This window comes from Neobacillus sp. SRL179 (assembly GCF_984799095.1).
Window position 1 is genome coordinate 2,599,884 of sequence record NZ_OZ481792.1, and the last position, 12,729, is coordinate 2,612,612.

Below are 12,729 nucleotides of genomic sequence, written 5' to 3' on the forward strand. Positions count from 1 at the left end.
AGGGCGCTAACAAATTTTTTGGATAAGCTCAATGGAATTATTTTTAGGTGAATTTACTAACGAAGAAACTTCGTATGTTTCCATCAAACTATTGTCATAGGGGACCAATAATTGGTTTAACACATTCTTCTCTGAGATGTTGGGGTCTAACCATATCGGTTCATCTTCCCGTTTTAATATGACGGGCATTCGGTCATGAATATCTTTCATTAATTCATTGGGAGTGGTGGTAATCACCGTACAGGTGTGCAGTATTTTTCCATCAGGAGCCTGCCAGCCTTCCCAAATTCCCGCCATTGCAAATAACTCGTTGGACTTCAGCTTAATTCGCATGGGAATTTTGGTTTTATCACTATGACGCTTCCATTCATAAAAGCTATCAGCGATCACTAAACAGCGCTTCTTTTGGAAAGCTTTCCGAAAACTTGGCTTTTCCGTAATCGTCTCAGCTCGCGCATTTATCATTTTATATCCAATTGAAGTGTCTTTTGCCCATGGTGGAACAAGACCCCATTTTAAAAACCCCATTCTATTAGATTTTCCGTCATTTATTACCGCCAGTACGGATTGGGAAGGGGCAATATTATAGCTCGGCAAGTAATTTTCCTCTTCTAAAAAAGATTGAACATCGAATCTGTCAATGATTTCATCAATTGTTGCAGTTAATGTGAATCGGCCGCACATATCTTTCACCTCACCAATTAGTAAGGTAATTTTATCAAATTTACCTTTTAAAAGCACTCCATAGGGAATTATAGAGAAGGTTAAAGAGGCAAAAAAGAGGAGTCATGAATGGAGCGACTCCTCTTTACCTATTAATGTGTTCGTCTAGCAAAGTCGACAAAACGGAATTTGTCCGGCCGGTGCCGTGATTCTGTATACTGAAATAGGGTGGCATCATCTAAGTAGACATAGTTTTTTATCACGACCACATTATAAAAACCTTCGAGGTCTAGCAGGCTGCGATCTTCCTGTGTTGGTTCAACGACGACGATTTCCTTTTTGGCAAAACTTATGGTCAGGTTTAATTCGTTTTCCAGATACTGATAAATGGAGTCCGCGCAAATTTCTTCTGTTAACATAGGCACGAAGGTAGAGCATAAATAATCTTTATCTAGAATTATTTTCTCTCCGCCCATTTCCCTTGTACGAATAACCTTCCAAACTTGGTCTTTACTGCCTAACTGAAGCTGCTGTCGAATAAAGCCATCAGGCTTGATTAATGATAATTCGTTTACAATCGTTTTCGGTTTACTTCCCATCTTACTGGCTAATTCTTTAAAACTGACTAGTCCAGAAACAGGGAAGTCAAATTTGCTGATGTCAATGACAATCGAGCCTTTTCCTCTAACTTTTTGAATATAGCCGTTTTGTGAAAGCAAATTTAACGCTTTTCTGATCGTCTCCCTTGAGGTATCGTATTGATCCTTTAAGTCATTTTCAGAAGGGAGAAGCGTTTGTGGAGGGAGATCTCCGTTTTTAATTTGCTCGACAATGCCGTTATAAATAGTTAGGTACTTGTTTGTCATCATGACATCTCCGTTCATTTTTTCAAATGGTACACAATCGACTCATATGGCCGCAATAGAATTTCCTTGTTAAGCTGTGCCGCCGAGTCCGTATAGTTTGAGAGTACCATTTTACTCTTATAGTCATCAAGAACTAATTGAGAGGGAAGGACAAATTTCGTTTCTTTTCCATAAAAATTATTCACCACGAACAATTTCTCGGAACCGTTTGTCCTAATAAAAGCAAATATATCCTGATCTTGATCCAAAATTAACTCAAAATCTCCGTCGGTGATTACTTCCATCTCTTTTCTTAATTGGATCAGCTTTTGGTAATGATAAAAAATCGAATCTTGGTCTTGGACCGCATTTTCCGCGTTAATGTCTTTATAGTTTGCAGCTGTTTTGATCCAAGGTGTTCCAATGGTGAAACCAGCGTGTCCTTCATCATTCCACTGTACGGGAGTGCGGGAATTATCACGTGATTTTTGCTGCAAAATTTCTATAATTTCCGGTTCGTCCATGCCTTTCTTTTTCATAATATTAAACATATTCAATGACTCTACATCGCGGTAATCATCGATTGAATCAAATTTTGGATTTGTCATCCCAAACTCTTCCCCTTGAAAAATATATGGGGTTCCCTGCATCAAATGGAGGGTAGTAGCCAGCATTTTAGCGGACTCCTTATGATAGTTCACATCATCACCAAAACGGGAAACTGCTCGAGGCTGGTCATGGTTACACCAGAAAAGGGCATTCCAGCCGCCGCCCTCGTTCATTTCCACTTGCCATTTGGATAATATTTGTTTTAAGGCTTGAAAATCGAAGTCAGCCTTGGTCCATTTTTCCCCGTTTGGATAATCCACTTTTAGGTGATGGAAATTAAAGGTCATGTTCAATTCTTGTTGCTCGGGATTCGTGTATCGAATACAGTTATCAATGGATGTGGACGACATCTCGCCAACTGTCATGATATCGTATTTTGAGAAAACTTGCTCATTCATTTCATGTAAAAATTCATGAATTCTTGGTCCGTCCGTATAAAATTTACGGCCATCACTGTCATCTTGAGGGAAGTTCTGGTCCTTCGAAATTAGATTGATGACATCTAAACGGAAACCATCCACACCTTTTTTTAACCAAAAGTGCATCATTTCATATAATGCTGCGCGGACTTTTTCATTTTCCCAATTTAAGTCGGCTTGGGTGACATCGAACAAATGAAGATAGTATTGTCCAGTTGTTTCATCATATTCCCAAGCCGATCCGCCGAATTTAGATTCCCAGTTGGTTGGCGGCTCGCCGTTTTTGCCATCTTTCCAGATATAGAAATCACGATAGGGATTATCCTTAGAGGATTTTGCTTGTTTAAACCATTCATGCTCGGTTGAAGTATGATTAATGACGATATCCATAATGATTTTGATGCCGCGTTTATGTGCTTCCTTAAGAAGCAAGTCAAAATCCTCCATCGTTCCGAATTCTTCCTGAATGGAGTAGTAATCACTGATATCATAACCATTATCACGTTGTGGAGATTGATAGATCGGCGTGAGCCAGAGGACGTCCACTCCAAGTTCTTTTAAATAATCTAGTTTTTCAATGATACCCTGAAGATCACCGGTACCATTACCAGTCGTGTCATTAAAACTTTTTGGATAAATTTGATAAACGACCGCTTTTTTCCACCATGCTGTTGACATAGTAAACACCTGCCTAATTTATTTGTGTACTCTAATGTGGAAAAGGAGGGAGATGGTCTCCCTCCTTAATGGAGTGTAGATTTACTTTTTAACCGAAAACTTTTTAACACCTGTTTTTGCAAAGATATTCGTTAGAATAAATGGAACCACAATCGCAATCAACATACAGATGGAGAACATAACCATATGTTTTGGCTGAATGGAAAGAATACCAGGAAGTCCTCCAACACCAATCGAGTTAGCCATGACACCTGATGCAACGGATACAACACCAGCAATCATAGAACCAATCATGGCTGCCAAGAATGGGAAGCCGTATTTTAAGTTAATACCGAACATCGCAGGCTCTGTTACACCTAAGTAACATGAGATGGCAGCAGGAATTGAAACTTGCTTTTCTTCTTCATTTTTACGGTTGATAAAGATCATCGCAAGAACAGCAGAACCTTGAGCAATATTAGATAATGCAATCATTGGCCAAAGGTTCGTACCACCAAGTTCACTCATTAATTGAAGGTCAATCGCATTTGTCATGTGGTGCAAACCAGTAATAACAAGTGGAGCATAAGCGAATCCGAAGATTGCCGCAAATAACCAGCCAAATGCAGAAGTTAAGCTAGAGTAAACAACATGGGAAATGCCAGAACCAATCGTCCAGCCGATAGGGCCTAAGATTGTGTGTGCAATTAATACTGTTGGAACTAATGCTAAAAATGGAACAACAATCATCGAAATAGAGTTTGGTACGACTTTACGTAATCTAGTTTCCAAGAATCCTAATACTAATCCAGCTAAAATCGCAGGGATGACTTGTGCTTGATAACCAATCATTTCAATTTTTGCAAAACCGAAATCCCATGTTGGAATTTCCTTTGCACCTGCCACAGCATAAGCATTTAATAATTGCGGTGAAACTAAGGTAATACCAAGTACAATCCCTAGGATTTGAGATGCACCCATTTTCTTGGCAACAGACCAAGTGATTCCGACAGGCAGGAAGTGGAATATTGCTTCACCAATCAACCATAGGAAGGAGTGGACACCAGCCCAGAATTGTGAAACTTCAATAATTGTTTTTGTACCATCATCTAATAATTTAATGTCACCGATTACATTTCGGAAACCTAGAATTAATCCACCGACTACAAGAGCGGGAATTAATGGTGTGAAAATTTCAGCTAGGTGGCCCATCATACGCTGGAGCCAGTTTTGATTTTGCTTGGCTGCTATTTTTGCTTCCTCTTTGGAAGTACCATCCACACCAGCAATTTTTGTAAATTCATTATAAAAGCTAGGTACTTCATTACCAATGATGACTTGGAATTGACCTGCTTGTGTAAATGTACCTTTTACTAGTTTAATATCTTCAATTTTTTCGACATCTGCTTTTGAAGGATCATTTAATACAAATCGCATTCTGGTTACACAGTGGGTAACGGCTGCAATATTTTCTTTACCTCCAATGTGTTGCAATAGCTCTTTCGAAGGTTCTGTATACTTCGTCATTGTCTTTCCCCCTAATGAAATGGTTTAGCTTACCATTTTCTTTCTATTATTATTGTTTAGATATAAACAAGCATTGTCTGCGTTTACAAAATTATTTCTGACGCTTGTATATACAAGTTTTGTTTACGTTTTCATTCTAACTTGTATATACATGTATGTCAACAAGGAAATTTTAGGTTTTTTAAAGTTTTTTTCGTCCATCTAGCTTCTTCTTGAAGGGGAGTGTCAAGATATACTAGTAGTATGCTTTCCATTTTCCTGGCTAATTCTTAGGGATCCTGTACTTAACGTTATATAGGTCATTTGTTTCATTTACCAACACTTTTTTACTTTACAGTAATAAATTGTTGAATGAATATTTTGAAAATGGTAATATAAAGATGTTTAAATTCTTCTGAGTTTAGACCTCCTAATTTTGAGGGCTTGGCCTAGACCACTAAGTTCTCTTTTTAACCTTTGAGATTTTATCTCAAAGGTTTTTTTTCTGCTTTAGGAGGTTCATTCTTGATCAGGAGGAGTTTTTATTTTGGAGATATGGTATTTTAGTCTCGTAAATATTAAAATGGAGGAGCCGTTAATAAAAGGAATTTTAAATAAGGAATTCCAATTTAAAAGAAAAGGGGAGTGTCGACTGATGAAAGGACAAGCAACACCCTATTTTATGTTTGATGGTAAGGCGAGAGAAGCACTAGAGTATTATCGAAGTATTTTTGGAGGGGAAATATCTAATCTTAAAACCTATGGGGAAGCAGATTATCCCACCCCGCCAGAGGCCCATGATCGAATTATTCATGCCCAATTTAAAAAGGATGATTTGTTGATTATGGTCTCGGATACGTTCCCAGGAAGTTCGGTGGTAGTAGGGAATAATATTTCCTTAACACTCGAATTTGAAAGTGAAGAAGAGATTCAAACGGTATATGATGCATTAAAAGAAAAAGGGACCGTACACATGGAATTACAGGATACCTTTTGGGGAGCAAAGTATGCAAAAGTGAAAGATAAATTTGGCATTATCTGGGATCTGAATTATCCAAAATCCTGAAGACAATTGAAAGAGACTGGATTTCCAGTCTCTTTTTGAATATTTATTAAGCTACATATAAAGACCTGCCAAGAAAACCCCTAGTGTTTTTTGATAGATTTCATCAAATTGTGATAACGGAAGGGGATTGATTCCTCTGCCAATCTCAACCGTGAACCCCGGACGGCGCCAATCCTGTATAAACCAATCCTTGTATCCGGCATAGCTTTCGATTGTTTTGACAGGTTCGTACCCACTAACTCTGCTAAATTCTTGAACAATTACCTCTGATTCTGGCGGCTCTTCATTTTCAAATCCCCAGTAAATGACTTCACCTTGTGTATGAAAAGCTAAGACTCTAGCAAAGTCCCGGCTTCTTGTCATTTCTGCCATGGCGATGGCTTCAGGTTCTGTTAATGGCTTTTCGCCCCCGTAATCTCTTGGACCAGGCTTATCAGGATTTCTTGCTTTCTCTAACTCCCAGCGAGCGGGAAATTGATCATTTAGGTCCACACCGCGAATATTGGCTTTCCAGCCTGAAAAATCCATACTTCCCTTATTATATTCTACCACTTTCTGGCGCCATGTTTCATTGGCAGGTGGACCATGTAAAACCAGGTCAACACCATCAGGATTTACCATTGGTACAATCGATAACATAGTTTGTTGGTAAAATCGAATTGTTGTTAAACCGCGGATAAGTGTTTGATTGGTTAGTGATAATAGATAATCATTAAGAAAGGTCATCATAACGGATGTAGTAATCCATTCATTTGCATGGAAAGATGCATTATAATGGACACGCTTACTGCCATTACCAATCAGGAGTTCAGGTATACTCTTTCCAAGAACACTTTTTCCAATTGAAGGCGTTTGTAAAAAGGGGTAGACGCCAAGCAAACGTCTAATATCATTCATTAATAGGTTGAAATCGTAATTTTGTCCTCCATTTACCAATCTCCACGTGATCCTGAGTGGCACACGGATCGTTTGACCAACCTTTAAATTACTAGGATTTACATTAGGATTAACCAAAAGAAGGGATTCAAGCTGGAGGTTCCGGCTTTGGGCAATTTTCCATAAGGAATCTCCTTGGCGAATCTGATATTCTTGGGCTACAAAGCCTGGAATCCGAACCCGCTGACCCACTGAAAGACTGTTCTGTTGGATATCATGATTCGAATCAAGAATGAGCTGTAAATTCATATCAAATAACTGGCTGTAGTGCCATAATGAATCTCCTTGTCTAACAAAAATATCCATATGCGCCTCCTGCTGAAATCTTCTTATTACTAAAATGTATGCGATATGGAATAAATTATTAGTTGCAATTAGGCACTCGTGCAGACAGCGTTTTTTATTCTATTTTTCAATCTAGAAATCGATGTTTCCATTCAGGTTGAGGGACGATGCAGTATTCTTTTTTGCCAAACCATTTATAACGGTTTTTTGCAATTATTTCATAAAGATAGTCTCGGACGACTTGAGGAATGAGTATGAACACAGCCGCAAGTTTCCAAGGTCCATTCAAGTATTTACACACTCGTAAGGCTGCACTTGACTTGTCGTAAACATGACCATTTTCAATTAATACAATGCTGTTTAACTCCGTGCTAACTCCATGTTGTTTAAGTAATTCTTGTCCTGCTTTCCCCTGGAGGGAGGCAAAGGTGAAATGGCCAGGACCGTCTCTTTTTAGAATAAATTGCACACTGCTATTACATAAATTGCAAACACCGTCAAATAAGATGATAGGATTCATAGGGGCACCGCCTTTTTTACTAACCGATTCATGGTTGTACCGTAATATTTGACTGAGAGGATCGTCACTTTATAAGTATATAAAATTATCACATTTTTAATTTCCAGTTACAATCATCCGCGCTTCGCTAAAGTAAGTTTTCATAACCACTATATGGGGTACTAAAAATTTGAATGGTGCCTGACACCCATTTATGTGTTTTCAGCATATTTATGGTATTATTAAATTTGAGAAATATTTACATTTGAGGAGTTAGGGGAGGATTCGATGTGTATAAATTAATAAGAAAAACTCCCTATTTACTTTTTTTGCTGGTGTTCCCCGTTCTGGGAATGATTTATCAACTATTAAATAGTCGGTCACATGGAGCCTTAAATTTGTCTACATCCGTCGACCAAGCTATACCTTTTTTACCGATTTTTATTATTCCCTATATTCTTTGGTATGCTTATATCTTTTGTTACTTAATTTACTTTTGCTTTAAAGATACCACGATCTATCTGAAAACAATCTTGTTGATTGTCATGGCTGAGTTGATTTGTTTTGTCATTTATTTCTTTTTCCAAACAACTGTCCCACGACCATTAGTGACGGGTGATAATTTTGTTAATAAAATTGTTTTATGGATTTATTCAAAGGACCGCCCCTATAACTGTTTTCCAAGTATACATGTTCTAACGACATTTGCGGTTATGCTTGGTTCATTACATATCAAAAATAAACACGCCATTAACCTTATAGGGATTCATTTTTTAGGATCATTAATTATCATCTCAACCCTTTTTGTTAAACAACACGTCATCTTTGATATGATTGGTTCCATGTTCCTTGTTACATTTCTCTATGGGATGACATTTGATTATGTAATTCTCCGCCTCGTTGGAAAGTCGGAGACGGCTTATTTGAAGAATAAATCGTGACTTTTAACCGAACAAATATATAAAAGAGTGCCACGTGACACTCTTTTTTTAATAAAGAATATAATTTTCTACTTTGAGAATTGCCTAGCTCCAGCGCCCTAGCGGCTAGGTCCTTCGCTCTCCGCCCTACGATAAGTCAACATCGAATCGCCTCCGGCTCTTCGTGTTTCCTTTATCTCAGTTGGAGAGCTCCAGGCCATACGCCGCTGACCAGGACGCCTCCGCTTTTCTTAAAGCTTGTTTAAAAATCAGCCGAAAAAATGTCAGTAGTTAGGTCATATGAACGGTTTTAATATGTTGTAGATTGATATAAAATGGCTCTTCCTTCGCACCAATTAATTCTACAAAGTTATTTTTAATACCTTGTATTTTACCAATTACGTTTTCATTTTCACCAATATTGAAGACAATTAGTTCTCCGACTAATTTATCTAGCTGCACCTCAAAGGATCTTGCAAATGTTAGATTACTTGGATTTACAGGTAAACTGGAATTACTTAGACCATATGGCCGTTGATTATTGGTATATGGGATTAACCACTTTAAATGGTTAAGGGAGATGAACATTGTTTTATAAATAGGGGAGTAAAAAACAAAGTAATTATTCATAATGCTAATAATATATCCATGCAGTGCTTGGTTACTAGTTACATAGATTTCGGTGAAAATTCCCTTTGCCGCGGTAAGTGTTTTTCGTAACGATATTTCTTCATTATGATTATAAATAGGGGTTGGTTCATCATTAAATGTAATTTCATCAATTTCATATTGTTTTAAAAGCTGCCAGTTTTGACAATGGATCGTTGGAATATAGAGGTAATCATTACCATTAAACATGACCCATAAATCACTGCCGATATCCACGAGTAATCCGCTAATGAATTTCTTTCCGGAAATTTCTAGTTTAATATACTTCCCGATATTTTCTTTCATTTTCATGTACTCACATCCTTTCCTTGAAATCTCCATTTACAAATAGAGAAGGGCTTGGGACTAATTCCTTATTTACTATTAAAATGATAAGACTCGCCCAGCTCTAATTTGTAAGAGGACTTTATGATGCACCCAAAGTACCTGGTCAATGAATCTAATAATATTCATATGCATTTCATAATAGTTTCTTTGGTTAGAATCTAAATGTTCTTTTGTTTGTGCTGGGGTTTGGCCATCCAGCGAATGGGAATGTTCGTTCTGAATTGCGAGGAGCTGGCTCACCTGTGAATCGGAAGGCTCTTTTTTCCTGCTCTTTTTGTTTCCAAACCCTGTTCGTATCATTGGAATTCTTTTCGCTTTTTTCATTTTTCTTAGGGGCAGCATTTTGAGAAACCATTGGTTTAGATGTTGTTGTATCATGGAATTTGGAACCTTTAGCTTCTTTATTTTGTGGAGTAGTATTCTTAGTTGTATCTTTACTCTGTTTCATTTCTTTTGTATCTTTCATTTTATCAACCTGTTTTGGTTTGCTTATAGTTGGTTCTTCATTTTTTTTGTCTTTTTGTTTTATGTCGTTATTTGTTTTTTTGATTTCATTCATTTGTTTTTCGGTTGTTTCTCCAACTGAATGATGTTTTTTACCTTTAGAAGAGTGATTTTCTACTTTGGTGTCTGAAGTGTCAGCTTCCCATTTAATCGGTTGTGACCAAACCATTTGATGGTTTGAATCGACCTCTTCAACTGCTTCACAAACCTCAGGTTCCTTTTCATCCTTTTCACGCGGTGACTGAGTTTTCGCTTTCTTTTCAGAACTGTAGCTAGTAGCTTTTACTACTGGCTTGGAGTAAACTTCCGGCATTTTTTCTGCTGTGTATTCTTTCGCTTCAAATAGCACAGTGTCTTCTTCTTTTGTTTCCTTTTCTGATTCCTTAGACTCGTTCTTATTTTTACCATCTTCTTTGGATTCATTTGATTTTTTCTCTTTTGTTGAATCTTTTGACTTCGTATCGTCTGATTTTTTCTCTTTAGTTGACTCTCCTGACTTGGTCTCGTCTGATTTGGTTTCTTCCTTAACAAAGCCTTTTAAGATGTTAGATATATGTGTTAATTTAATTAAAATGCGCTCTTCACCATTAATTAGGGTAGCAAAATCCTCATCAATTTCGCTTAATACACCCGTGAATTTTTGTCTGTTTAGACTCAAAATCGTAACCCAGGAATGTTGGAAGGAATGTAAAAGCTCTTTTAAACTCTGTGTTTTTTGAAAATCAGCCGTGGATAACTCAGGCTGAAATTGCTTAGTATTTTTAGTAATGGCTTGAATTTTGTCAATGTTATAATAAAATATATACTTTTTCTCTGTTTCCAAAACGACATGATCAGTTTCGACGCCAATCAGTTTCCCTTTAAATACGTCTTCACCTACAAAGAGATTTACATGAAATCCTTTTAATAAATCCAATGCAGCTGAAAATTTATCTAAACCCATATTAATCCTCCTTAGAGATAATGGGTCGCTCCTCAGTGGAGAAGCGACGTAAATAGTTTACTCGTTGTCTTCGTTGTTATCATTATTTTTGTTGTTATCATTACCTTCACTTTTATCATCACTATTGTTCTTATTGGAATCGTCAGAGCCAGAGTCATCCTTTTTGTGTTTCTCCACCATCAAGCCGTAGCTAATGTTTCGAATGTGTTTCATTGAAAAACGAACTACTTCATCCTTAACGATAAGGGAAGCATAGTGTTTATTGGAATCACTCAGTACGCCTTCCAATGACTCTGGCCCGCCGTCACGGTTAATTTTAACCCATTGAAATCTAATACTTTCTAAAAGCTTATGAAAGTTTTCAGCGGATTTAAAATCTAATTTTTCTGGAATTTTTAATCCCAATTTCATTGCGTCCTTCGAACTCTCTGTAATACTTCTGACATGGTTTGTTTTGTAGTAAACCACACCGTCTTTTTCAGTTAATAGGACAAAATAGTCTTCGAAAACAGCTAACAATTTACCAATTCTAGAATCTGGACCGCCACGGTCAACCCTGATTGTTTTACCCACATGTTGATTCATCAATTCTCTATCCATAAAAGAATTTTCCTCCTTTAATTTAAATAAACATTTACACTGCATCTATATGTATCACGGGATGATGTTGTACTAATAAAGGAGCCTTTTTTTCTTATTTTAGGTGAAAAATAGGCAGAAAAACGTATATGATATTTAACCATATACGTTTTTCTTTATTGAAGCTTCACCAATTGTTGCTTTAAGTAGCCGCTCCTTTTATTAATAAACTCGCAAATATACTCCATTTCTTTGTCTAGAATTTCAGGACTGCTTTTAATAAAGGGATCAAGATGTAAATAAGGTTTGAGAGTTTTAAATAGTTCATTCATAATTCTTGATTGCGTATGAACTGTAAACTCATGATCTAAAATGCCGGTAAGAATCTCACCGTATTTCTTTTTAAAGTCAGGAAAATAAAGCAATCTACCCGTGAGAGTGTTATACCCAGTTATAGGTATATAGTCGTGTTCAAGGAGTTTCCCATGCAAGTCTCTGCCCCAGGTACCATCATAATCCCATGGAGTAATTTCATACTTCCCCGTTTCACCATTTAGGAAAAGTGCATAATTATGAATAAAACCATCAAAGTTTTGGGTACAAACAACCCCTGCAAGCCATGTTAAATATTTGTCCACATCTATCACGTCTGAAATTTGTCCTATAAATTCATCATTGTTGAGGGTGTTGGTCATGGTTATTAAACTTTCTACACCTGAAAGGTCATTTTTTTTACCGTATTTTATGGTGTATCCTTCTGATAACCTTTTCTTTAGTTCTTTTTCTGGGTTTAACAAGGAGAAATTCGCGTGATAATTGGTGGCGTATATGATTGGGCCCATCGGAAGACCTCTTTTTTTCAACAAATATTGATCGAAGGACTCCAGCTCTAAATAAATACCTTTACACAATCCATTAATATAGAGAAGGATATGTTTGGAATGCGGTGATATCACTCCGATTCTGTCAAAGAAATCAAGGGATAGCTTGTTCCGGCTTAGGGAAATATCGTTAAATTCAGCGTTTAAATGAATTTCATGGGCACCATTAAGAATAAAGGGCTTTTTAAAAATAATATTATATGATTTTTTTTTCTTTTTTCTAATCACATTTCCCCGATATGCCACGCCAATGGAATAATGCTTCGTTCCTATTTTAAGAATGGCAGGTACATGTTCATCCATCCAAATATCATTATTTAGCTGGTTTAACATCTTAGGATTAATAATAATTTCATATTTTTGCATGACAAACCCCCTCTATATACACATTTTTAGAATACTATGCTCTTTAACTAGTAAT

Annotated in this window: 12 protein-coding genes; 2 read left to right on the forward strand and 10 right to left on the reverse strand. The window is 36.9% G+C overall.

Features of this window, described 5'->3' with window-relative positions; genetic code table 11:
- Positions 1-6: 6 nt before the first annotated feature.
- From AC4E8C_RS12830 to treP, 4 genes are all read right to left on the reverse strand, one after another.
- Positions 7-684, reverse strand: a complete 678-nt coding sequence (locus AC4E8C_RS12830) for an SOS response-associated peptidase (RefSeq protein WP_490207079.1) — start codon at positions 682-684, stop codon at positions 7-9.
- A 131-nt stretch (positions 685-815) separates the two neighbouring features.
- Entirely contained in the window at positions 816-1,529 is a 714-nt protein-coding gene (gene treR, locus AC4E8C_RS12835; RefSeq protein ID WP_490212550.1) for a trehalose operon repressor, read from the reverse strand.
- Between the two features lie 14 nt (positions 1,530-1,543).
- Positions 1,544-3,214 (reverse strand): alpha,alpha-phosphotrehalase, encoded by a 1,671-nt coding sequence (treC, locus tag AC4E8C_RS12840; protein WP_490207080.1) that lies wholly within the window; start codon positions 3,212-3,214, stop codon positions 1,544-1,546.
- Positions 3,215-3,295: 81 nt separating this feature from the next.
- Positions 3,296-4,720 carry a PTS system trehalose-specific EIIBC component gene (treP, locus tag AC4E8C_RS12845; protein ID WP_490207081.1) on the reverse strand — a complete coding sequence of 475 codons (1,425 nt, stop codon included), beginning with the start codon at positions 4,718-4,720 and terminating at the stop codon, positions 3,296-3,298.
- Between the two features lie 526 nt (positions 4,721-5,246).
- Here treP and AC4E8C_RS12850 point away from each other — a divergent pair.
- Positions 5,247-5,765, forward strand: a complete 519-nt coding sequence (locus tag AC4E8C_RS12850; RefSeq protein WP_490207082.1) for a VOC family protein — start codon at positions 5,247-5,249, stop codon at positions 5,763-5,765.
- 51 nt (positions 5,766-5,816) lie between these two features.
- Here AC4E8C_RS12850 and AC4E8C_RS12855 read toward each other — a convergent pair whose 3' ends face one another.
- Together AC4E8C_RS12855 and AC4E8C_RS12860 are read right to left on the reverse strand one after the other, a co-directional pair.
- A complete protein-coding gene (locus tag AC4E8C_RS12855; RefSeq protein WP_490207083.1) occupies positions 5,817-7,007 on the reverse strand; it encodes a M14 family metallopeptidase in 1,191 nt (396 codons plus the stop codon).
- Between the two features lie 106 nt (positions 7,008-7,113).
- Entirely contained in the window at positions 7,114-7,506 is a 393-nt protein-coding gene (locus tag AC4E8C_RS12860; protein ID WP_490207084.1) for a thiol-disulfide oxidoreductase DCC family protein, read from the reverse strand.
- A gap of 269 nt (positions 7,507-7,775) precedes the next feature.
- On the opposite strand from AC4E8C_RS12860, the gene AC4E8C_RS12865 reads away from it, so the two are divergent.
- On the forward strand, positions 7,776-8,426 hold the full coding sequence (locus tag AC4E8C_RS12865) for a phosphatase PAP2 family protein (protein ID WP_490207085.1): 651 nt from the start codon (positions 7,776-7,778) through the stop codon (positions 8,424-8,426).
- A 270-nt stretch (positions 8,427-8,696) separates the two neighbouring features.
- Here the strand turns inward: AC4E8C_RS12865 and AC4E8C_RS12870 are convergent, their stop codons facing one another.
- The 4 genes from AC4E8C_RS12870 to AC4E8C_RS12885 all read right to left on the reverse strand — a co-directional run bounded on the left by AC4E8C_RS12870 (position 8,697) and on the right by AC4E8C_RS12885 (position 12,674).
- The gene (locus tag AC4E8C_RS12870; RefSeq protein WP_490207086.1) at positions 8,697-9,365 is read right to left on the reverse strand and encodes a DUF2642 domain-containing protein; all 669 of its coding nucleotides are present in this window, start codon (positions 9,363-9,365) and stop codon (positions 8,697-8,699) included.
- Positions 9,366-9,552: 187 nt separating this feature from the next.
- On the reverse strand, positions 9,553-10,848 hold the full coding sequence (locus AC4E8C_RS12875; RefSeq protein ID WP_490207087.1) for a hypothetical protein: 1,296 nt from the start codon (positions 10,846-10,848) through the stop codon (positions 9,553-9,555).
- A gap of 57 nt (positions 10,849-10,905) precedes the next feature.
- A complete protein-coding gene (locus AC4E8C_RS12880) occupies positions 10,906-11,448 on the reverse strand; it encodes a hypothetical protein (protein WP_490207088.1) in 543 nt (180 codons plus the stop codon).
- Between the two features lie 155 nt (positions 11,449-11,603).
- On the reverse strand, positions 11,604-12,674 hold the full coding sequence (locus AC4E8C_RS12885) for a CotH kinase family protein (RefSeq protein ID WP_490207089.1): 1,071 nt from the start codon (positions 12,672-12,674) through the stop codon (positions 11,604-11,606).
- Positions 12,675-12,729 lie beyond the last annotated feature (55 nt).